The sequence below is a fragment of the Bradyrhizobium sp. 40 genome (assembly GCF_023100925.1).
Lineage (GTDB): Bacteria > Pseudomonadota > Alphaproteobacteria > Rhizobiales > Xanthobacteraceae > Bradyrhizobium.
Map to the genome: position 1 here is coordinate 4,620,983 of NZ_CP064688.1, position 22,339 is coordinate 4,643,321.

Consider the following 22,339-nt stretch of genomic DNA (forward strand, 5'->3'; position numbering starts at 1 on the left):
CGCATTATTATATTTAATCAACCATTGAATCTTGCCGTTTATGTGGGAATTTAAAATGGTTTACGAAGGGCCTCTGCTGAGCCGCGATCGCCCAAGACCGCCGTTTCAGCCGCAGACAATACCCGAGCGGGCACTCCCGCGACGACAGCGCCAGGCGGAACGTCCCTCGTCACCACCGCACTCGCGCCTACGGAGGCCCCCTCTCCGATCGTCACTCCGCACAGAATCGTGGAGTTCGAGCCGATCGAAGCTCCCCTACCGACGCGAGTGCGCTGCAGCGTCCAGTCCGACGCTTGCTGAGGACGACCATCCGCCGTCGTTGCCTTCGGGTGTTTGTCGTTCGTGAACATCACGCCATGACCGACGAACACTTCGTCCTCGATCGTGACGCCCTCGCAGATGAAGCTGTGCGACGATATCTTGCAACGTGCACCAATCGTGGCGCCCGCCTGGATTTCGACGAAAGTCCCGATTCTGGTCTCGTCGCCGACCGTGCAGCCATAAAGATTGACCAGTTCCGCATGGAAGATCCTGACATCGCGGCCTAGCTGTACGTCATTCGTAATCGGCATCTTCGTCTCCAAAATAGCCGCAAGGCTTTACAGGGCCGAACGCGACAGTCGCCACCTTGGCGTAATGCGAGCGAGACCCGCTACCGCCTGATGAAGCTGATAGAGCAAGGGGTGCCCAGTCAGTAGCAGCCCCAGCCACCAGCAAAGCGCCGCAGCACACGATGCCAAAGCGAGCCCGGTGAGGGACGTCAGCAATCCAGCTTCCGTCAACGCCGCACAGACGGCGACGCCGAAGGCAGTTGCCGCCGTAACGAGTCCGCTCTTCATCAGCGCCCGCAATAGATCCTTTAGCCCGAAGCGTAGGTGCCGTCCGATAAAATAAATCGCGACCGCGGCCTGAAAAGGCAGCGTCAAAAGTGCGGATCCGGCGACAGCTTGCACACCGCAGAAGGATGCTCCTAGAATTACAAGAAGCGACGGGGGTAGCGAGATGCAAGAGGAGATCAACGCATCCCGGACACTTCCAACGGCTACGAGTACCGGATAACTCAAGCACGCCGCAAAAACTGCCATGTTCGCGATGCACAGCAGGCGCACGAGCGGCACGATATCCAGCCAGGTCGGGCCGAGCCAGATCGCAATGATCGGCCGGGCCATCAAGGCCACGAATATCAGGAATGGCCATTGCGCGACGGAAAGCAGTTGGATCGCCTCAAGGTAAATGGCCTTCAAGTCCTCCCCGGCTTGGCGCCTTGCGACAATCGCCGGCATGATGACGGGGTTCAGGACCTGCGTGACAAGCCTGTCAAAAATCTGCGTCAAATTGATCGCGCGGCTGTACAGACCGACGGACCCAAAGTCGATAATTCTGGCCAGAAATAGCTGGGGCGCCAAATTGTAGAAGACATTGACGACGCTGACCCCACTGGAATAAACGCCAAAGCTGACGATGTCGCGGTAGGCGAAAAGCGAAGGACGTAGCGCGCTGGGGTCTCGATGGCCTACCAGCAGCGCCAGGGTCAGGATCACGTTTCCTGCCAGACCACCCCAGATCGGGGCCATATAGCTCAATTCTGCTATCGCAAGTCCGATCGAGACCAGAGCGACCGCCACACCAGACACAAAGTTGCATAAAGCCAACGTTCCGAACTTCATGTCCCGTCGCAGCAAGGCAGAAATCGTCCCGGAGATCGGCAGTAGCAGAAAATTCAGGGCTGAAACCTCGATGGCTCCCTTGAGGCTGTCCTGCGCGAACAACTGCGACAGACTGTCAGCGAGGACGAACAGAAGAGCGGCAATTACGCCCGAAATGCCGAACGTGATGGTGAAGGCCGAGCGCACGTCGTCGGGCGACAAATCGCGCTTCTGAATCAGATAATTTCCGCCTCCGAACTCCTGAAAGGAGGCAGCAATGACCACCGCGATGGCGTTGACGACCGCATAGACCCCGAATTCCGCTGGCGACAACAAACGGGAAAGGACCGCGGTAGCCACAAAGAATAGGACAAGGCTGCCATAGCGGTCGGCCGCCGAAAACAGAATGGAACGTTGGACCGAATTCATCGGGAAACCGTCGCCCTTCGGCGGATAGCAATGCCCCGCCGGCATCACGATTTAGACCGTGGCCCGGGCGCGCTCCCGGACCTGATGCGGTTGCTTGAGGAGGACTGGTTTCCCCTGCGCGGCTATCGAGCGCGACGCCGCCTCCAGCACCTCAATCACCTGCAATGCGGACAGGCCGCTGGAAATTGGCCGCACGCCATTGTGGACGCAATCGATGAAGTGCTCGACCTCGGTCTGCAGCGCCTCTTTCGTGGAAATGTGAGGAGCCCACATGTCGCCAGCTCGATATCCAATACGGAATTCATGGGCATTTTCAGTCGGAGTATCAAGAGTTATCCCCCTGTCATAGACCTTGATCTTTTCGGTCGGCTCGACATCGTCGTAGACGATCATCTTCTTGCTCCCGCCAATGAACGTCTGGCGCACCTTGACCGGCGACAACCAATTGACGCTCACGTGCGCCACGCAGGCGCTGGCGAAGAACAACGTGATATGCGCCATGTTTTCCGGAGAACCGGCGACGTGACACGAGCCCGTTGCCGACACCGCAACCGGCTCCTCGTCGAGAATATAGTGGATGATCGAAATATCGTGCACCGCCAGATCCCAGATCACATTCACGTCCTTCTGGAACAGGCCGAGGCTCGAGCGCGTGCTGTCATAGTAGTAGATGTCTCCGATCTCCTTCTTCGATAGGAGCTCTCGGATCTTCTGGACCGCCGGCGTGTAGAGAAAGGTGTGATCGACCATCAGCGTCAATCCGCGCCGATCGGCCTCGTCAATCAGGCGCCGAACCCTATCCGCACTTTGCGCAAGCGGCTTCTCGACCAACACATGCTTGCCGGCCTTAAGTGCAGCCATTGCCAGCTCATAGTGAGTGTGCACTGGTGTAGCGATGGCGATCGCATCGACGGCTGGGTCTTTCAGCAGGTCCTCATAGCAGGACGTCGTCTCCACCCCCGGATAAAGCCGCTTGCTCGCAGCAAGCTTGCTCGAATCGAGATCGCTCACGCACACGACCCGCGCCGATGAATTGCCTGAAAAACTACGGACAAGGTTCGGCCCCCAATAGCCGTACCCCACTACGCCGATTCCCAATTGGCTGCTGTTCATGCTTTCCTCGAATTCCTTCCGCGAATTTCACTCACCGTCGCCTGTCGAGCGAGCGGCAGCATTATGTCCGCGCCGGCATATCCTGCCATATGCCTCGCGTATCGATGACGTCGAGGTGCCGCCGCTCTGCCAGCGGCACCATTTTGAACTCATCATGATCGACGAGGAGAAGCGCGATCTCGCAACTGCGCAGGGCTTCCTCGATACTCACGAATGCGACACGATGATCCGCCAGCCGAGGAGGCAGACGGCGCAAGTTCGGCTCGACAACCTTAATCCGTTCGCCGTATTTCGCCGCGAGATGCGTGGCTATCTCCATGGCCGGGCTTTCACGCAAGTCGTCGACATTGGCCTTGAAGGTCAATCCGCAACAAGCAACGTTCGCATATGGATGATCGTCGATCAGCGCCTCTGCGCGCTCGATGATCTTCTGTGTTTTGGCATTGTTCACTTCCCGACTTATTCGCATCACACGTGCGAGGTCCGGCGCAGAATCGATGATGAACCAGGGGTCTACCGCAATACAGTGCCCGCCAACACCTGGCCCCGGCCGCAATACGTTTACGCGAGGGTGACGGTTGGCGATGTCAATCACCTCCCAGACGTTGATGTCGAACCTGTCGCAAATCAGCGAGAGTTCATTGGCAAATGCTATGTTGGTATCGCGGAAGGCGTTTTCCGTCAGCTTCACCAGCTCGGCCGCGCGCGCCGTTGTACCGACGCAAGCGCCGCGAACGAACATTTTGTAGAACCGTTGAGCACGCCGCGTGCAGGTTGGCGTAATCCCGCCGATGCACCTGTCGTTGTTGATAAGCTCGGTCAAAATCCGTCCCGGCAACACGCGTTCGGGACAGTAGGCCACGTAAATCGCTCCATCCTCCTTGCCGTTGACGCCTATGTGCAACTCTGGCCTGCGTTCAACGATCCGCTTTGCGATAGCTTCGGTGGTTCCGATGGGCGATGTCGATTCGAGAATAACAAGATTGCCTGGCGCGAGGAGATCTACGATACTGTCGACGGCCGCATTCACGCTCGACAGGTCCGGACGGTTCTCGCGATCGATGGGCGTCGGCACCGCGATGATGAAAACGTCGGCCGGCTGCGGCGTTTTGGACGTGGTGAGCGTACCACTCGACACGACCTTGGAGACGAGGCCGTCCAGATCGGGCTCGGCGATATGAATTTTGCCAGACGCAACGGTGTCGACGATGCGCTCATTGGTATCGATGCCAACCACCTGCAGACCTCGACTCGCAATAAGCGCTGCGGTCGGCAGACCGATATAGCCAAGTCCTAGGACATTGATTTTTTGGAATTCATGCATCGAGAAGAACCTTCACGATCCGCTCGCTCGCGTGCCCGTCACCAAACGGATTGTGCGAACGCGACATGGCAGCATAGGTCTCGTCATCGTCGAGCAGGCGAAATGTCTCCGCAACGATCCTCTCGTAGTTCGCACCGACCAGGCGTGCCGTTCCCGCTTCCACCCCCTCAGGACGCTCGGTCGTCTCCCGCATCACCAGCACCGGCTTTCCGAAAGTCGGTGCTTCCTCCTGTACGCCGCCTGAATCTGTCAGGACCAGATAAGATAGCGAGAGCAGGCTCACAAAATCAGTGTATTCCTGAGGAGAAATAAGTACGACCCGCGGGTGGTCCGAAAACCGAGACGCAAACACGTCACGGACATTCGGATTCGGATGCACGGGGAGCACCACAGCGACATCCTCCCGTTGCAGGATGGTCTCCAGCGCGTTCACGATGTTAAGGACCCCGCCGCCGAAATTTTCCCTGCGATGGCAGGTCACCAGGATGATGCGCCGATTGCCGTGACGCTTCTTGATGCCATCCCAGCGGCACGACAGTCCTGGGTCGGATTCGACCATGGCTTTGGCGAGGATGAGAGCGTCCACCACCGTGTTTCCGGTAACGTGAATGCGGTCATCCGCGACGTTTTCAGAACGCAACGCGCGCGCCGCGCGCTCTGTCGGGGCAAAATGTTGATCGGCGATCGAGCCGACGATCTTGCGGTTTACCTCTTCGGGCCATGGCGCGAAGATGTCACCGCTGCGTAGCCCGGCCTCGATGTGCGAGACCGGTATACGGTGGTAATAGGATGCCAGTGCACCCGTCATGGCAGTCGCCGTGTCGCCTTGGACAATGACCCTGGTGGGCTTCAACTTCTCCAGAAGTTCGCCAATTTGTCCGAGCAGCCGCGCGGTCAGATGATCCAGCGTCTGATTGGTCGTCATGACGTTTAGATCAAAATCCGGGACCACTTTTGCCAGCTTGAGGACCTGATCAAGCAGTTGCCGGTGCTGTGCGGTCGCACAGATCGTCACGGAAATGTCCTTGCTCTTTTCGGCCTTGAGCAGGTTGATGACTGGAAAAAGCTTGATTGCTTCCGGCCGGGTTCCCAGAAGGATGAAAAAATGCTTGCGCACGCCTTACCCTCCGATCCGGCTGGGACCCGGCGGAACGACGACGCCGGGCGCACCAAGCCAGTACCGAAGGGCCTGCTTGATGAGGGCCTGCGCCAAGACGCCCGCAAACAGTGTGTTCGTCGTGGCGTATCGCCACCACATCCGTCCAGGCTCCTGATAGATGCGGTACAGCCATTCGAGCCCGAGCCGCTGCATCTGTACCGGCGCGCGCCGAACAATGCCTGCTAGAACATCGAACGCACCACCCACGCCCATGATGAAGGGTACGCCGAGATCATCGCGATGGGCGGCGAGAAAGCGCTCTTTCCGGGGTGTCGGCATGCCGATGAAAAGACAATCAGCCGCGCTGGATTGGATGTCCCGGACGACGTCATTCTCTTGCTCGGGTTTGAAGTAGCCGTCGTGCCAGCCCGCAAAGGCAAGTGAAGGATACCTCCCGCGCGCCACTTGCACAGCTTGTTGTAGTACGACGGGAGTGGCTCCCAGGAAATAGGGCTTGAAGCCCTCGTGCGCACATACCGCAAGCAACTCGGCAAGCAGATCCACGCCCGCGACCCGCGACGTCGCCGGAAGCCCGAGCGCTCGGGCGCCCCAGAGAATTCCCATGCCGTCGATGCCAACGACATCGCTGTTGGCGACATCGGCCGCAAGCACGGAATCGGATCGCATATTGACGAATTTGGCGACGTTCAGCGCCACATGTTGCAACCGCTGACGGCTACGCATGGCCCCGCGCGCCAATTCGACGGTTTCAGCCATTGTCAGGAAGTCGACGGGGCATCCCAGAAATGATGCGCGCATTGGAACCTACTCCCAGAAAATCAGATCCCATTTAAGTTTGCATTTAAGATTATTATAGAGATAATACGCAGCGGGATATTTAATTGCAAGGTTTAAATGATCGAACTTGGCCACACGCTGCGGAGAATGAAAGCTGCCGGGCAGATGAGGCAAGCGGCGAACGGAACAGAAATTAAATAGAGAATTAAACGATGATTTCGGTCATTATTCCCCACCTCAACCAGCCTGACGCGCTGGAATCCTGTTTGCGTAGCCTGGATGCACAGACCCTGAGTCGGCACTCGTTCGAGGTCATCGTGGTGGACAACGGCTCGGCAACGCCCCCAACGGACGTCGTTGCTCGACATCCCGGCGTATCTTTGCTGCATGAATCGGAGCCCGGTCCCGGTCCAGCGCGCAATGCCGGCGTGACGATTGCGAGAGGTGAGATGCTCGCCTTCATCGATGCGGATTGCAGGGCGCATCCGGATTGGCTGCACACCATAGTGCAATGGTCGCGCTCGTCGCCGCCGGACACGGTCCTCGGGGGCGACGTTCGCATCTGGACGGCGGAGAATGAGAGTCTTAATGCCGTTGCAGCTTATGAGACCGTCTTCGCTTACCGCTTCAAGCTCTATATCGAGCGCCACGGTTATTCCGGCACAGGCAATATGGCAGTGCTTCGTCGCGATTTCGATCGCGTCGGCCCTTTCGCTGGCATCGATGTTGCGGAAGACATGGAGTGGGGGCAGCGTGCACTACGTGCCGGACTCCGATTTCGGTACATCCCCGACATGATCGTCTTCCATCCAGCCCGGAGCTCCCTTCGGGAGCTCTATGCAAAATGGGATCGACAAATCGCACACTATCGCAACATGGCTGAAGGTAATCCAGCATGGCAATTGCGTTGGATTGCGCAGGCTTTGCTGGTCCTGGCATCACTTGCTCCAGGCGCTGTTACGATACTAACCAGCGACCGCCTACATGGCGGCAGCCCCCGTCTCAAGGCTATCGCCGTTCTGTGTGCTGTCCGAGCACATCGTGCCATGACGATGCTTTCGCACCTGGGCGGGCGGCGAGCAATGGCTTGGAACCGTTAGTTCACGCCAGTTCAGCAGGTTCCACGGCAAAGACGTGGTTGTGCGTCAGTTCCGGCAAGCCGGTACGCCGACCGAATGACCACAGAATCCAACCGAGTTCGTAGCTGCGGCACTCAAGCCGAACACCCACGTTCGCGTTGTCGATCAGCGTCCCCCCCTTGTCGCGCCAGACGTTCTTGACCGCGCGCAACACCCGCGGCGCCTTGGTCTTCAATTCATGCTTGCGTACCTGCGAACGGATGGTCAGGCCTAGTTCAGGCACGAGCATGGTCCGGCCTAGCTGGTTGTGACCAAGTACCCAGTTGAATCCCTTGATCAAGGCGTCCCGCGTTTCTCGCCGCCCAAAGCGCTCTGCCCATTCCAGCAGCGCCGGGGCCATTCCATACTGATGGACTGAATATACTTCGTAGAAATCAAGGACGCGGCCGCTCAGCGCGTCGAAAAACCAGGGCCATTCGCCTTGTGGCCCCTGGACCGCTATGAGATCGCGCACACAAGTATCGGCCATGACAAGCGCAGACGCATCGCCAAGGAATTCGCCATACTGATAGCAGGCGATGGAGAGATAGGTCTGGGTCGCAAATGACGCGAAACGGCGTCGAAAACCACACGGCGCATCGAAGAACAGTCCTGACTCGCTATGGAAACGCTCCTTCAGGAAACGGAAGAGCGGGGCGGCGAAGCACGTCCACTCCCTGTTACCTGCCCTTGCCTGAGCAACGACTCCCGTCAGCAGCATGCCCAGATCCTGCGCCCGAAACGTACTCCACCGCGACTCATCCGAAAGTATTCCTTTCACCTCGCCCGTCACCTGCTCCGGAATCGGAAGGTCGAGCTCGGCGGCGGCCCACAAGGCCATGCCAAAGGCATATTTGCGCACTGGAAGTGCGGTGAGCTGCATGACATTTCGATGGAATATCTCTGGGATATCGATACCGATCGGACGTTCCACGACCCGCGACATCCCAAGCAGGACATTGAGGGTATAAAACACGTCACTATGCGGTATCGACTCGTTTGGGGAAGCACGTCCGTCGAGGTGATAAATGTGCGACCAACGGCGCTCCCCGGGCAACCAGCAGCGTTCTAGGCCCTTGAGCGCATAGTTTATCAGCGGTGAGTTGAGGGACGGCCTGTTCGCCGCGGCCGGCACTGCCAGCTTCACACCAAAATTGGGACCGATCATCATCGCACTACACCATAGTCAATCGGGTCAGTATTCCCGGATGCTTTCATCCAATCCGCGAAGCAAGGGATAGAGGAAATAGGAAATCACCGTCCGCTTTCCGAGCTTTATTTCGGCGGTGACCGCCATACCTGGCATGAACTGAACGCGTTCCGGCGGCAGCCGAAGATGCATGTCGCGCAAATCGATCAGTACGCGATAAAAGGGAACTGACGGGCGGCGCGCACCTTCGGCCTTCGCGTCTGGCGAGAATGAGTCCTGGCTGATGACCCCAATCTCACCAGTTGCCGTGCCGTACTTCTGGAACGGAAATGCTTCAAACTTGATTCGTACGGCCTGCCCGACCGTCAGCTGTCCGATATCCCTGCCTTCGACGTTGACCTCCGCCCGGAGCGTCTCGTCGCGAGGGACCAATACAAAAAATGTCTCGGCCTCGCGAATTACCGAACCCACCGTCCGATTGGCAATTTCAAGTACCACCGCATCAGCCGGTGCGTGCAGCACGATCAATTGCCGGCGAAGCTCCGTCTTCTTGAGCTCCTCCGCGGCGCCGTTACGCTTGGGCAACGTCTCCACGAGCTCCTGATAGGCAGTACGGCGAAACTCTGCAGCGAAGACCTTTTGGTCTGCACGGGCCTTGTCCAAACGATGCATGTTGTCGACAATGGCGCCACGAACACGCGCCAGATTGCTTTCAACCTCCAGCCGCGCGTCCCGGGACAGCAGGAAGTTCAGTCTTGAACCGACCTCCTTCGCCATCAACACATTTCGCATGGCCTCAATGGACTGCATGGTCTCCAGCCGCTGGGTCAGAACGAATTCCTCATCCTGGGCCGTCTTCAGATTGGCCTGAGCGGACGCAATCTGCGCGTCGTAGTTCTGGATCTGAAGATCGTAAGCCGTCCTTCTCTGGAGAAATACCTTTCGCTGCAGCGCCTGATCGGCATTCGCGGACTCCTCGAGGACGTACTCAACGCCGTCCAATTCCGCCCGGACCCGGTCGATGGAGGCGTCGAAACCCGCCAGGCGGCTGCGCAGTTGATCAAGGTCGGCCTGAGAAAATGTCGGATCGAGGATCGCAAGGACATCGCCGCGATTAACCGGATCGCCGGCCTTAACGCGAATGTCCCGAATGACCGATGTTTCCAACGGCTGGACGACCAGGTTGGGACGTGTGGTGATCAGTTTGCCCTGTGCCGTCACAATCATGTCGACACGCGACACGCACGCGAACGCGATCGCGGTCGCGATCAGGGCGACGACACAATAGAGCGTGATCCGTCCTCCGCGCGGTGGCGTTCCCTGCTCGATCTCGGCAGCGTCGGACTGAAATTCCGCAACTACGCGAGATGCCGTCGACGCGGGCCTCGACAGCCCTCGCCGCTTCCGCGAGACGGTCGAAGGCCCCGATCTGCCGGAGCTCCCCTCCGCCCTGCTTTTCTCGGCACCGGTCATGCGACCTGCCTCGTCTGCTGATTCCAGAGATGCCTGTAGATGGTGCACTTCGACAGCAGGCCGTCGTGACGATCCACATCGACGATTCGTCCACGGTCGATGACCAGAATCTGGCTCGCATCCGACAGCATCGAAAGCCGGTGCGATACGATGATGACGGTCCGTCCCTCTGCGATACGCCGCAGATTGCGCCGGATGATCGCTTCGCTCTCGGAGTCCAGCGCGCTGGTCGCTTCATCGAGGATCAGAATGCGCGGGTTGACGATCAAGGCGCGGGCGATCGCAAGCCGCTGCTTTTGCCCGCCCGACAGGTTCGATGCCTGCTCCTCGAGCATGGTATCGAATCCCCTCGGCAGCCGCTCTATGAACTCGTCGGCGCCGGCGAGCTGGGCCGCCCTGACAACTTCGTCGAACGTCGCGTCACGCTTCACGCAAGCGATGTTTTCGCGCACGGTGCCCCGGAACAGGAAATTGTCCTGGAGCACGACCCCGAGATTCCGCCGCAGGTGGGTAAGATCAATCTCGCGCGAATCATGGCCGTCGATCCGTAGTAATCCCTGCTGCACCGGATACATTCCCGCGATCAGTCGCGTCAGCGTCGTCTTGCCTGAGCCGCTGCGACCGACAATCCCAAAGACCGAACCGGGAGCGATCGTAAACGAGACGTCGTCCAGCGCCGGCGCTCCCTCGCCATAGCGGAAGGTCACGTTTTCAAACTCGATCTGGCCGACCAAATCGGGACGCAGCCCGTCGCGATGACCGTCCCGTTCCGGCTGCTTATTCATGACCTCGCCCAGCATCTTAACCGCCAGCGCGACCTCCTGATACTCGTGAACCATGGTCACCATCTGAACCAGCGGCCCCGAGACGCGTCCCGCCAGCATGTTGAAGGCGACCAGTGCGCCGATCGTCATCTGGCCACCGAAGACGTCCAGCGCGCCCAGGGCCACGATACCGAGCGTCATCATCTTCTCGAGAAAACCGGTCAATGCCTGCGCGCCCGCCGAGATCTTTTCAACCCCGAAACGCATCGATACCGATTGCGCGCAGCGATCGTCCCATGCCCTGTTCTGGTTGGGCTCCATGGCCAAAGACTTCACCGTGCGCATTCCGTGCACCGTCTCGACCAGAAGAGCCTGGCGGCCGGCTTCGGCTTGGTAGAGCTGGTAGAGCCGTCGTCGGAACGGTCCCATCAAAATCACAATCACGCTGCCGCTGATGGCGGTAAAGGCCAGGACGACGCATGTCAGCTTAACGCTGTAGAGCGCGAGGACAGGCAGGAAGACGAACAGCGAAAGCGCGTCCAATGCGGTCAGGAACAGTCGACCGGTCAGAAACTCGCGAATTCGCCCGGCCTGCTGCATGTGCTTCACCAGCACACCGGCCGAGATATGCTCGAAGAAGGTTACCGGAAGCCCCAAAAGATGCCGGAACGTTTTGGTCGCAACCCGGATGTCGATCTTGTTCGTGGCATAAAGCAGCAGGTAACGACGCAAGAAGCTGAATATGGCATCGAAGCAGAGCGCGATAATCGCGCCAGCCGAGAGTACGTAGAGCGTCGTGAGACTCTCGTGGACAAGAACCTTGTCGATCACGAGTTGAAAGAAGATTGGAAGCGCGAGGCCGAGCGCATACAGGAAGACGGCGGCGATCGCAACGTCAGAGAGCAAGCGCCATTCCCGGAGCATTTCGGGTACGAACCAGCGCAATCCAAAGGTCCTAGGGCCCTGTGTTGAACGACTCTCGCGCTTGAACAAGATCGCCTTTCCGAGCCATCGGGCACAAAACCGTTCAGCATCGACAAGCAGCGGCTCGTCCGTCCGTTCAGCCAAGGGATCGAAGACAGCTACGGCATCGCGTTCCGGCCCGGCCTCGACAACAAGAACGCAGTTCTGATTCGAGAGCTGAACAAGAGCCGGATAGGCTTCGCCGAGCCGACACAGCGCCTTCCAATCGAGCTGCGTCGCCTGGGCGCGAAGCCCGGCCTCATGCGCCATGCGCAGCAAGAGGTCGGTCGAGATGCCGGCATCATCGACGGCATAAGCATGCCGCAAACGGTCCGACGGCAGATCGATACCGTGATGGGTGGCGACCCTCGACAGGCATTCAAGGGCGGTTTGAGCGGCCCAACGCGGCTCGTCCTCAGACGAGAGCGGTGCTGGTTCACACCGCTCGATTTCAACGGAAGTTGGCTGAGACATTTGGAGATCGTGAGCTGTCCGAAACAGATGACGCAGGCTCCACCCGCGCAGGCGCTGCAGTCGGCGCTTTTGGCCGATTGCGCTGGACGACGCCGGCATCCACGAGACCCTGAAGCGCGTTTTGCATTACCTCGACGGAGTTCGCGAACGACTCCGCCGAAAAGATCAGCCTTTGCCGAAACACCTTCTTTGGCGCATTGTTGGCGTCACGTTCCGTGGGCGAGAGACTGACCAAGTCCACCCGCACGATCGCCCCGCCAATTGTGACCTCGTCAATCCCGTCGGTATAGAGCTCCGTATGCATTCCGACTCTCCCTATGCTGCGAGCTGTGGCCTGAAGACGACGTCCACCGCGTAGCTCGTCGCGTTAAAGGTGTTGGTGGGGAAGAGGCTTCCAGATCCGTACGCATAGACGCCGTTCCCCCCGCTGGACGCGGATGATGGGGCTGTCAATGGTCCGTTGGTTACCGAACTGGCAAACAGATTGGGATCTGCCGAGTAATTTCCCGCAGTGTGATAGGCGGCGATATAGGTCGTGCCCGCTGCTATCGTCACCGGCGTACTGAAACTGACCTGCTGCCAGCCGCTCGCCGCCTCGTTGGAAAAGGTGGCGGTGGCCAGCAAAGTCCCTGTGCTGCTCCAGAGATCGGCGACGTGCGTTCCCGTGTTGGATGGCCCCTTGTAGAAGCGCAGACCGACGATGTCGCCCGAGCTGGACGCCAGGAACTTCATGCCCAGCTCCACGGAATTCGGATCATTCACTGTAACCACACTGGGCGTTGGATTCGCGCTGAACAGGCTCACAGTGCTCGCTGACGGCGCATGAACGGTCACGTCCACCCTCGCGCTTGCGGTGCCGCCCCGGCCATCTGCCATGGCGTAGTTGAAGGAAGCCGGCCCGGTGTATCCGTTGGCTGGCGTGAACGTCACAGTGTTGTTCTGAGAACTGAAACCGACTATACCATTGACGGCCCCACTGACGCCCGTGATCGTTAGAGCATCCCCATTCGGATCGGTATCGTTTGCTAGAAGCGTCGAACCGGAAATGCTGAGGGGTACGTTTTCGGTCGCATTGAAGCCACTGTCGTTATTGGCGATCGGGGGCTGGTTCGTGCCGCCGCTCGAATTGTTGAACACGACGTCGACCCAGTAATTGGTGGCGGCGAACGTGCTGGTGGGAAACAGATTTCCTGACCCGTAGGTGTAGACACCATTGTTGCTCGCGGGGGCCGTAAGCGGGCCATTCGATTGAGCCGTGGTGAAGTCGTTGGGCGTATCGGCATAGTGGCCGTTGCTGTGGAAGCTTGCGACATAGGTGGTCCCGGCCGCGATCGAGACCGGGCTGCTGAATATGACGGTTTGCCAACCGCTGCTGGTCTCGTTGGAGAAGGTTGCAGTCGCCAGGAGCGTGCCTGTGCTACTCCACAGCGAGCCGGCGTGAGTGCCGGTATCATTCGCACTCTTGTAGTACTTGATGGCGGAAATGGTGCCGGCCGCCGAGGACGTAAACCGCACGCCAAGATTGACTTGCGACGTGTCAGACGTCGATAGCACTGACGGCGTATCGGCGCTCGAGAACAAACTGACCGTCGAGGGCGCTGTGCTCACCGCAACATTGAACGTCTCGCTGGCGGCGAGGCTGCCGAGATCGGTCACGGTTGACTTTACGCTGAGCGTGCCGACATCGCCAGACGCCGGCGTGCCGCTGAAGGTCCGGTTCGTTGCGTTAAAACTCAACCAGCCAGGCAGTGGCGAGCCATCGGCGGCGGTTGCCGTGTAGGCGAGCGAATCGCCGGAATCGACGTCAGTGAAGGTGCCGGCGGGCAGCGTCAGCGAGAAGGCCGAACCAACCGTTGCCGTTTGGTTGCCGGTCTGGACCGCCAGCACCGGTGCGTCATTGGCGCCGTGAACGGTGATCGCGAGTGTCGTGGACGATGTCGCGCCGGCGGCGTCGCGCATCGTGTAATTGAAGGTGTCGGTCAGCGTGTTGGTCGCAAGCCGTAGGGCCTGCACGGCGGGATCGGCTTCGTTGACGGTATAAGTGAAGGCTCCCGTGGCATTGAGCACCAGACTGCCGTGCGCCCCATTCAGAGCCGAGCCCAGCGTGCCGGAGGTCGAGCCGAAGTTGACCGCAGTCACCGTCTTGGTGTCACCGGAATCTGGATCAGTGTCATTGGTCAGTACGTTTCCCGTAGCGGGCGAGCCGCCGGTGCCGTTGGCGAGGCCGCCTTTCTCCGTGGCGTCGCCCGTATCGGCGACCGCTGTCGGCGGCGCGTTCGGCGTCGTCGTCACGGCTATACTGAACGTCTCGCTGGCGGCGAGGCTGCCGAGATCGGTCACGGTTGACTTTACGCTGAGCGTGCCGACATCGCCAGACGCCGGCGTGCCGCTGAAGGTCCGGTTCGTTGCGTTAAAACTCAACCAGCCAGGCAGTGGCGAGCCATCGGCGGCGGTTGCCGTGTAGGCGAGCGAATCGCCGGAATCGACGTCAGTGAAGGTGCCGGCGGGCAGCGTCAGCGAGAAGGCCGAACCAACCGTTGCCGTTTGGTTGCCGGTCTGGACCGCCAGCACCGGTGCGTCATTGGCGCCGTGAACGGTGATCGCGAGTGTCGTGGACGATGTCGCGCCGGCGGCGTCGCGCATCGTGTAATTGAAGGTGTCGGTCAGCGTGTTGGTCGCAAGCCGTAGGGCCTGCACGGCGGGATCGGCTTCGTTGACGGTATAAGTGAAGGCTCCCGTGGCATTGAGCACCAGACTGCCGTGCGCCCCATTCAGAGCCGAGCCCAGCGTGCCGGAGGTCGAGCCGAAGCTGACCGCAGTCACCGTCTTGGTGTCACCGGAATCTGGATCAGTGTCATTGGTCAGTACGTTTCCCGTAGCGGGCGAGCCGCCGGTGCCGTTGGCGAGGCCGCCTTTCTCCGTGGCGTCGCCCGTATCAGCGACTGCCGTCGGCGGTCTGTTGGTGCTGGAGGATCCGTTGAAGACCACGTCGACGAAGTAGTTGGTCGACTTGAAGACGTTGGTCGGGAATACGGTTCCGGTTCCGTAGCTATAGATGCCATTTCCCGTGGCGGGGGCGCTCAGCTGGCCATTGGTAATCGACGTTGTGAAATAGCTCTGAGTGTCCGAATAATTGCCGTTGGTGTGGTAGGAAGCGACATATGTCGTGCCCGCGGTAATGGCTATCGGGCTCGAAAAACTTACCTGCTGCCAGCCGCTGGCGGTCTCGCCGCTGAAGGTCGCTGTGCCCAGCAGCGTTCCCGTCGCAGTCCAGAGATGCGCGACGTGGGTACCCGTGTTCAACGAGCCTTTGTAGAAGCGCAGGCCGGTTATCGTCCCATTGACCGAGGCGCTGAACTTGACGCCCACCTCGACGGAGCTTGTATCACCCGAATTGGTCACGCTCGGCGTGTCGTTGGTGCCAAACAGGCTCTGGGCAGATATCGGATAGTTGACGTTGAGAAACACCTGCCCTGTTCCACTGGCGCCACCGGAGTCGGTGATCGTGTAAGCGAACTGTGCCGCTCCCGCGTAATTCGCGATCGGGGTGAACGTCACCGTCTGAGTCTGGACGTTGTAGCTTACGGTGCCATTGGCCGGATTGCTCACGCCGCTGATCGAAAACGATAGGCCGGCGGGATCCGTGTCATTGGCAAGCAGCGCCGATGCCGCGATGTTCAGCGTCCCGTTTTCCGTGACCGTGAACCCGCTGTCGTTATTGGCCTGCGGCAGCTGGCTGTTGTCCCTGAAGACGACATCAACCCAGTAATTGTCTCCCTTTGCCATCGAGATGCTGTTGGGGAAAAGTGGTCCTGTCCCGTAAGCGAAGACGCCGTTCAGGCCGCCGCCCGTCGCTGTCAATGAACCGTTGGTGTGCCCTGCATTGTCGAAGTAGAAGTCGGTGGTGGAATAGTGACCGGTGTTCGTATGGTATGATGCGATATAGGTCGCCCCGGCCTGTACATGCACCGGGGTCGTGAAATTGACCTGTTGCCAGCCACTCCCCGTTTCGTTGGTGAATGTTGCGCTTGCAAGCAGCGTCCCGTTCGCCGTCCAGAGATCGCCGAGATGCGTTCCCGTGTTCTGGGTGCTCTTATAGAACCGGATGCCGGTGATATCGCCCGAAGCCGCGGCAACGAACTTGACACCCAGCTCCAGAGCGCCCGCGTCGGGAGTGTTGACAACGGCCGGCGTGTCCGAGGGACTGAAGATCGTCAGGTTCGACGACGGCGTCACTGTGTAAGCAATGCCCGTACCAGGCACTTCGAGGTTCAAGCTATCATCGACCGCCCTGCTCCGGATCTTCAACTGTCCCGGCGCGCCGGCCGCAAATGTATAGGTCCAGGTAACATTCGACGTTCCGGCGGTGCTGCTGGCCGGATGCCAGGTGCTGCCGCCGTCGCTTGAAATTTCGACACCACCGATCACCCCCCCGGAGTCGCTTGCCGTCCCGGTCACAGTGATAGATTGGCCTTCCACGACGCTTGCGGAGGAGAGATTTGTGATGGTCGAGGTCGGTCCCGTATGATCGGTCGATTGGGCGGCAATCACCAGACTTGCCTGCAACGTCGCGGGTTGCACGCCCATGTCCGCAAACAGATTGACCATGGCCTGCTGGACGTTCGGATCAGTCGGAGTCGCCGGCGCCAAGTTGTACTGGTCGTGATCCGATGCAAGACCCCAGGACCAGAACACGGTGCCGGCGCTAAAGACGAGAGCGCCGCTCACAGGATCACGAAATTCCACCAAGTTGTGGGTTGCGGTACCGCTGCCCGTCGTATTGCCGTAGTCAAGTAGGTATTTTGTGGTTTGGAGAGTGGTCGACGAGACATCCACCAGTCCAGCCGGACGGAAGCCGTTATCCGGCGACGAATCCCATTCGTAGCCCAACAGGTTCGGTGTCAGCGATGCAGTTTGGCCTTGCGCCGTCCCCGCGATCGGCGCGTTACGCCAGAGCCTCAACTGCGTCATTCCATACGGAATCTTGATCGTGCCGTAGGAATCCCCGTCCACCTGAAAGACAGTGCCGGTCAGTGCGTTGGAGGGAATGCCTGACATGCCTCCGGTTGACGCAAAACGCGCGTCCATAAATGTTCCCGTCGCCGTCCCTGTTGGGTCGATCAACTGATTGGCATGAGTGTCCTTGTACGTGATCAAGGTGCGGTTTGCCGTGTGACTGGGATCGATGCTGGCTGCAAGCCTCGTCTGCCAATACACTTCGTTTCCGCTCAGAAACGTCAGATTGACGCCAGCGTGACCGGCGGCCTGGACGTTGGAGACCTGGCTATCGGTCCAGTACTCGTCGTGACCGACCTCCATATAGATCTGATGATTCAACAGCAGCGATCCGTTGGTTGCCGCGTCGATGCCCGAAATGTAGGAGACGTCGTATCCGTTTTGCTCAAGCCAGTAGATCGCCGGAAATTCCGCCGAGAACACCATGTCATTGGAGGTGCCCTCGAGCCCCCCATCACGCGTGGTGATAGGACGATTGTAGCTCACGGCGTAAGCGGAACCGTTCACGCCAGGTCCGTTGCCAGTGTAGAGATTGGCCCCGCCCCAAGGGTTATATGCCTCCCAGGTTTGGTCAGCTGTCTGGAACACGATTGCGCTAGTTGACGCATCGCTACGGACGACAAACGGAATTTGGAAAACCTGCGTACCGTCAATGACATTGGCAATGTAGACGCCTGACACAGCGGTCGTCGGAACGGTCCAGGAATCAGTCACGCTCCAGTTGCCGGCGTCCACGAGACCCGTGGACGCGTCCTTTAACGGGGTCGGTTGCACAACCGATGTTGCAGCCTGATGCTGCAAGCTCGTAATCAGTCGAGCACCGTTGCCGCCGTAGTAACCAAGCCGATAGATATCGACATGGTAGTTCGGCGCGCCGGTCTGGTTGTTGATCTTGAACTGAACGGTGCCGCCGATATTGGTACTTATCGCCGTCGTGAAGCCCTGGACCTTCGTTGAGTCTGCGCCAGCGTTGATCTGCCAGATGCTTTGCGGCGTGCCTTGTTTCTGATTTTCCAGCACGATGGGGTTCGTTGCAGCTGGGTCCGCAACAATGGTGCCGCCCTGCCCGTCGCTTGCAAACGTCCAGTTCGGGTCATTTCCAGAGAACAGCAACGTGACGTTGCCGGCCCCGTTGCCGAAATCGACTGTGCTGATGTTTGAGCTGCTGTCGTAATGAACCGACGCCGACATCGTTGACGTGAAGGAAAAATCCCGGAGATCAATGAGATTGCCAGCCGAAAGCGGTCGATCCGGCGATGAACTTCCGATCAGACCGTGGAATTGGGCGGAGTGACCGAGGATGAGACTGCCGGCTTCCGTCTCGAACGAGACGGTTATTCCGGAAAATGATCCACTCAAGACTTGCCCAGAGACCGCCCCTCCGATCTCGAGAGTTGCCCTGTCGGAAATCGCGAAGACCCCCGATCCGCGGACGTCTCCCTTAAAATCTGCCGCAGCTGCGCGATCTCCGCCCAAGGATCCGAGCGTGATGTTCCCGTTGTTTGTCGCATGGCCCTCTACGACGAATGAGCTTCCGGCCGCGAGCGAGACTGCCGCCTCTGCATCGACAACCAGCCTGCCTATGTCGACATTGCCTGCGGTTGCAACAACATAGGATCCCGGCGCATCGATGAACGCCGTCGACGCGATATCCGGAACGCCGGCACTCCAGTTCGCAGCAACATTCCAATAGCCGCCGCTCGCATTGATCCAACGAGTCGCGCCGGACGGCTGGGCAGAGAATGTTGTCTGCAATGCTGCGGCAGCGTGACCGCGCACACCGCCGATAGCGGTCAGCTGCCAGGAACTTGCAATTTGACTTGTGCCCACACTTACCTCGGCCCCGACATTCGAGCTCCCACTTGGCAGGTCTGCGCGGGGCGGAATCCAGAGCGGCTGCCACGCCGGCAGATTGCTGCTCCAGGTCGCGGCCCAGAAGGGCGGTCGCTCCAGGCTTGGGATCGTCGGGTTGAAGTCACTTTCTTCCGAGAGGAGAGGCCTTGCTCCTCGATAGAAGACGCTCGACCTTTGATTCAGCATGGTCAGCCTCTCGAAATCAGCATAAGCAGAACGCGATTCAATTAATAATTAAATCGACCGCAATTTCAATCCATTTATTTTAGCATTTAATTTAACGATGAAACTGCAAGATTTCGTTGAGATACCTGCCATACCCGCTCTTCTGCAGCGACTCGGCCAGCGAGAGAAGTTGATCACGATTGATGAAGCCGAGTCTGAAGGCGACCTCCTCAAGACAGGCGATCTTCATTCCCTGCCGCTTTTCGAGGGTCTGCACGAACGTCCCAGCATCGATGAGCGACTCGACCGTGCCGGTATCCAGCCAGGCAAACCCCCGCCCCATGCGTTCGACATGGAGCGCGTCGGCTGAAAGGTAGCGCATTTGCAGATCGGTGATCTCAAGCTCGCCGCGCGGCGACGGTTCAACGCGACGAGCGTAGCGGACAACGCGATTATCGAAGAAGTAAAGACCGGTGATCGCCCAATTCGACGCTGGCTTGCTCGGCTTCTCCTCGATCCGTATCGGACGATCCGCCTCGTCAAACGCCACGACGCCATATCGTTCCGGATCGCGCACATGATACGCGAAGACCGTGGCGCCTTCCTCACGTCCCGCCGCCCGGGCCAGCAGTTCACTCAAACCATCGCCGAAGAAGATATTGTCGCCAAGCACCATCGCCACACGATCGCTTCCGATGAAATCGGCACCAACAATGAAGGCGTCCGCGAGACCGGCAGGACGGGTCTGTTCCGCGTAGCTGAGCCGAATGCCCCATTGGCTGCCGTCCCCCAGCAACCGCTCGAACTGGCACCGGTCTGACGGCGTGGTAATAATCAGAATTTCGCGGATCCCTGCCAACATCAGCGTCGACAGGGGATAATAGATCATCGGCTTGTCATAGATCGGGAGCAACTGCTTGCTGACCACGCGCGTGATCGGATAGAGGCGCGTTCCGCTGCCGCCAGCCAGCACGATTCCCTTCAGCATCGGTGTCTCCTTCTTCGACCAGCTGGTCAAGACAGGCTTCGAGTGAATGGCGCCAGGACGCCAGGCGAATTCCGAACACGCGTTCGGCCTTGGATGAATCTAGGCGCGAGTTTCGAGGCCGACGCGCAGCGGTCGGAAACTCTTCAGTCGTGATCGCCTCGAGCGTCGGAATCCGCGCTCCACGACGGGAAAGCTCGTCGAAGATTGCCTTCGCAAAGTCGTGCCAGCTTGTCTCGCCTTGACCGGCGAGATGAAAGATGCCGGCCGCGGCCCTGCGATCGACTGTTACTGACCGTTCTGCGATCTGAAGGACGGCCTCCGCGAGGTCGTATGCGTAGGTCGGATTTCCCTGTTGGTCCCGGACAACCCTTGCGATGGGCTGCGTCTCGCATAACCGCAACATCGTTCGAACGAAGTTGCTGCCATAGGGGCTGTAAAGCCACGAGCATCTGATCACGGTCGCGAGCGGATGCGCGGCCAATACAGCAGCTTCGCCGGCAAGCTTCGACGCGCCGTAGACATTTAACGGCGCGGGAATGTCGCTTTCGTCGTACGCATCCAGTTTTGCGCCGTCGAACACATAGTCGGTCGAGAGATGGATGAGTGGAATATTCATCTGCCAAGCGACATTTGCCAGCGTTGCCGCACCATCGCGGTTGATGCTGAACACTTTCGCCGCTTCAGATTCGGCCCGATCGACCGCCGTATAAGCGGCCGTATTGATGATTGCAGACGGCGCGATCGATGCGATGAGCTCGTCGATCCCTTCGCGGTTCTCCAGATCGAGTTCTCGGTGCCCGAGAGCCACCGCAGGCAGACCGCGCATTACAGCGAGATTACGAAGACACCTTGCCAACTGACCGTTCCGCCCGGCAATGAGGATGGGTCGATCTGTCATCTTCACCTCAATGTTGAGTAGCGAGCAGGCCCAGACGCGAGCCGTCATAGACACCGCAGCGAGCACGCTGCCACCATGCACGATTGTCGAGATACCATCCGACTGTTTCGGCCAAGCCATGTTCGAAGGTTCTCGTCGGTTCCCAGCCTAGTTCGCGATGTGCCTTCGACGCGTCGATCGCATAGCGCGCATCATGTCCTGGACGATCCGGCACGAACCTGATGAGAGATCGTCTCGCTCCCGCGCCCGGGGATAACCGATCCACCACGTCACAAATCCTGGTGACCACCTCCAGGTTGGATCGCTGGCCATCTCCGCCGAAATTGTACTTCTCGCCCGGTCTTCCTTCGTACAGAAGTTTTATCAAGCCAGCGGCATGATCATCGACATGAAGCCAGTCGCGAATATTTCGGCCGTCGCCATAGACCGGTAGGGGCTTCCGGTCGAGCGCATTGAGGATCGTCAGCGGGATGAGCTTTTCCGGGAACTGGTACGGCCCGTAATTGTTCGAACAATTCGATACGATGACCGGCAGACCGTAGGTTCGAAACCACGCGAGTGCGAGGTGGTCCGAGGCCGCCTTGCTCGCCGAATACGGCGAACTCGGCCTGTAGGGCGTGTCCTCGCGAAACAAGTCCTCCGGCCCCAATGAGCCATAGACTTCGTCTGTCGATACGTGGATGAAGCGGAACTGCTTCCGCCGCGGAAGCGGCAGACGTTCGTAGTAGGTCCTGGCCGCCTCCAACAGCGTGTAGGTACCAACTATATTGGTGCTGACGAAGGCCTCGGGTCCGGTGATCGAACGGTCGACGTGGCTTTCGGCGGCCAGGTGTATGATCGCATCCGGCTCGTAGTCGGCGAACGCGAGACCCATAGCCTCTCGATCGCAGATGTCGGACTGCAGGAATGCATAAGACCCCAGCCCCTCGATGCTCGCCAGCGAAGTCAGGTCGGCTGCGTATGTCAACTTGTCGATGTTGACCACCGCGGCACTGGTCTGCAGCACCAAACGGCGACACACAGCAGAACCGATAAAGCCCGCTCCGCCGGTCACCAGGATACGCATT

General features: G+C 59.2%; 15 protein-coding genes. 1 reads left to right on the top strand and 14 read right to left on the bottom strand.

The window, feature by feature from the left end; genetic code table 11:
- Window positions 1–50 precede the first annotated feature (50 nt).
- The 6 genes from IVB40_RS22565 to IVB40_RS22590 all read right to left on the bottom strand — a co-directional run bounded on the left by IVB40_RS22565 (window position 51) and on the right by IVB40_RS22590 (window position 6,430).
- Window positions 51–572, bottom strand: a complete 522-nt coding sequence (locus IVB40_RS22565; RefSeq protein ID WP_247816350.1) for an acyltransferase — start codon at window positions 570–572, stop codon at window positions 51–53.
- Window positions 573–599: 27 nt separating this feature from the next.
- The gene (locus IVB40_RS22570; protein WP_247816351.1) at window positions 600–2,075 is read right to left on the bottom strand and encodes an oligosaccharide flippase family protein; all 1,476 of its coding nucleotides are present in this window, start codon (window positions 2,073–2,075) and stop codon (window positions 600–602) included.
- Between the two features lie 51 nt (window positions 2,076–2,126).
- On the bottom strand, window positions 2,127–3,188 hold the full coding sequence (locus IVB40_RS22575) for a Gfo/Idh/MocA family oxidoreductase (protein ID WP_247816352.1): 1,062 nt from the start codon (window positions 3,186–3,188) through the stop codon (window positions 2,127–2,129).
- A gap of 61 nt (window positions 3,189–3,249) precedes the next feature.
- Window positions 3,250–4,512, bottom strand: a complete 1,263-nt coding sequence (gene wecC / locus IVB40_RS22580; protein WP_247816353.1) for a UDP-N-acetyl-D-mannosamine dehydrogenase — start codon at window positions 4,510–4,512, stop codon at window positions 3,250–3,252.
- A complete protein-coding gene (gene wecB, locus IVB40_RS22585) occupies window positions 4,505–5,629 on the bottom strand; it encodes a UDP-N-acetylglucosamine 2-epimerase (non-hydrolyzing) (protein ID WP_247816354.1) in 1,125 nt (374 codons plus the stop codon). Before wecB ends, wecC begins: the two co-directional genes overlap by 8 nt.
- Before the next feature lie 3 nt (window positions 5,630–5,632).
- Window positions 5,633–6,430: a WecB/TagA/CpsF family glycosyltransferase gene (locus IVB40_RS22590; RefSeq protein ID WP_247816355.1), complete on the bottom strand. Its 798-nt coding sequence runs from the start codon at window positions 6,428–6,430 to the stop codon at window positions 5,633–5,635.
- A gap of 191 nt (window positions 6,431–6,621) precedes the next feature.
- Between IVB40_RS22590 and IVB40_RS22595 the strand changes: the two genes are divergently transcribed.
- Complete coding sequence (locus IVB40_RS22595; RefSeq protein ID WP_247816356.1) at window positions 6,622–7,509, top strand: glycosyltransferase; 888 nt, start codon at window positions 6,622–6,624, stop codon at window positions 7,507–7,509.
- Window position 7,510: 1 nt separating this feature from the next.
- On the opposite strand, the gene IVB40_RS22600 is transcribed toward IVB40_RS22595, so the two are convergent.
- From IVB40_RS22600 to rfbB, 8 genes are all read right to left on the bottom strand, one after another.
- Window positions 7,511–8,698, bottom strand: coding sequence for a hypothetical protein (locus tag IVB40_RS22600; protein ID WP_247816357.1), 1,188 nt, complete (start codon window positions 8,696–8,698; stop codon window positions 7,511–7,513).
- 24 nt (window positions 8,699–8,722) lie between these two features.
- Window positions 8,723–10,150, bottom strand: coding sequence for an HlyD family type I secretion periplasmic adaptor subunit (locus tag IVB40_RS22605; protein ID WP_247816358.1), 1,428 nt, complete (start codon window positions 10,148–10,150; stop codon window positions 8,723–8,725).
- A complete protein-coding gene (locus IVB40_RS22610) occupies window positions 10,147–12,351 on the bottom strand; it encodes a peptidase domain-containing ABC transporter (protein WP_247816359.1) in 2,205 nt (734 codons plus the stop codon). The genes IVB40_RS22605 and IVB40_RS22610 overlap by 4 nt, the downstream gene beginning before the upstream one ends.
- Window positions 12,329–12,655, bottom strand: a complete 327-nt coding sequence (locus tag IVB40_RS22615; RefSeq protein ID WP_247816360.1) for a hypothetical protein — start codon at window positions 12,653–12,655, stop codon at window positions 12,329–12,331. The genes IVB40_RS22610 and IVB40_RS22615 overlap by 23 nt, the downstream gene beginning before the upstream one ends.
- Before the next feature lie 11 nt (window positions 12,656–12,666).
- Window positions 12,667–19,407: a DUF4082 domain-containing protein gene (locus IVB40_RS22620; RefSeq protein ID WP_247816361.1), complete on the bottom strand. Its 6,741-nt coding sequence runs from the start codon at window positions 19,405–19,407 to the stop codon at window positions 12,667–12,669.
- A gap of 91 nt (window positions 19,408–19,498) precedes the next feature.
- A complete protein-coding gene (rfbA, locus tag IVB40_RS22625; protein WP_247816362.1) occupies window positions 19,499–20,374 on the bottom strand; it encodes a glucose-1-phosphate thymidylyltransferase RfbA in 876 nt (291 codons plus the stop codon).
- Window positions 20,283–21,272, bottom strand: coding sequence for a dTDP-4-dehydrorhamnose reductase (gene rfbD, locus IVB40_RS22630; protein ID WP_247816363.1), 990 nt, complete (start codon window positions 21,270–21,272; stop codon window positions 20,283–20,285). Before rfbD ends, rfbA begins: the two co-directional genes overlap by 92 nt.
- Window positions 21,273–21,279: 7 nt before the next feature.
- Complete coding sequence (rfbB, locus tag IVB40_RS22635; protein ID WP_247816364.1) at window positions 21,280–22,338, bottom strand: dTDP-glucose 4,6-dehydratase; 1,059 nt, start codon at window positions 22,336–22,338, stop codon at window positions 21,280–21,282.
- Between the last annotated feature and the right edge of the window lies 1 nt (window position 22,339).

What these genes read in the sequence shown, in the direction of transcription:
- rfbD (WP_247816363.1), bottom strand. Translation starts at nt 21,272, where the DNA reads ATGACAGATCGACCCATCCTCATTGCCGGGCGGAACGGTCAGTTGGCA.
- IVB40_RS22610 (WP_247816359.1), bottom strand. Translation starts at nt 12,351, where the DNA reads ATGTCTCAGCCAACTTCCGTTGAAATCGAGCGGTGTGAACCAGCACCG.
- wecC (WP_247816353.1), bottom strand. Translation starts at nt 4,512, where the DNA reads ATGCATGAATTCCAAAAAATCAATGTCCTAGGACTTGGCTATATCGGT.
- IVB40_RS22590 (WP_247816355.1), bottom strand. Translation starts at nt 6,430, where the DNA reads ATGCGCGCATCATTTCTGGGATGCCCCGTCGACTTCCTGACAATGGCT.
- IVB40_RS22615 (WP_247816360.1), bottom strand. Translation starts at nt 12,655, where the DNA reads ATGCATACGGAGCTCTATACCGACGGGATTGACGAGGTCACAATTGGC.
- IVB40_RS22620 (WP_247816361.1), bottom strand. Translation starts at nt 19,407, where the DNA reads ATGCTGAATCAAAGGTCGAGCGTCTTCTATCGAGGAGCAAGGCCTCTC.
- rfbB (WP_247816364.1), bottom strand. Translation starts at nt 22,338, where the DNA reads ATGCGTATCCTGGTGACCGGCGGAGCGGGCTTTATCGGTTCTGCTGTG.
- IVB40_RS22595 (WP_247816356.1), top strand. Translation starts at nt 6,622, where the DNA reads ATGATTTCGGTCATTATTCCCCACCTCAACCAGCCTGACGCGCTGGAA.
- IVB40_RS22605 (WP_247816358.1), bottom strand. Translation starts at nt 10,150, where the DNA reads ATGACCGGTGCCGAGAAAAGCAGGGCGGAGGGGAGCTCCGGCAGATCG.
- IVB40_RS22600 (WP_247816357.1), bottom strand. Translation starts at nt 8,698, where the DNA reads ATGATGATCGGTCCCAATTTTGGTGTGAAGCTGGCAGTGCCGGCCGCG.
- rfbA (WP_247816362.1), bottom strand. Translation starts at nt 20,374, where the DNA reads ATGCTGAAGGGAATCGTGCTGGCTGGCGGCAGCGGAACGCGCCTCTAT.
- IVB40_RS22575 (WP_247816352.1), bottom strand. Translation starts at nt 3,188, where the DNA reads ATGAACAGCAGCCAATTGGGAATCGGCGTAGTGGGGTACGGCTATTGG.
- IVB40_RS22565 (WP_247816350.1), bottom strand. Translation starts at nt 572, where the DNA reads ATGCCGATTACGAATGACGTACAGCTAGGCCGCGATGTCAGGATCTTC.
- IVB40_RS22570 (WP_247816351.1), bottom strand. Translation starts at nt 2,075, where the DNA reads ATGAATTCGGTCCAACGTTCCATTCTGTTTTCGGCGGCCGACCGCTAT.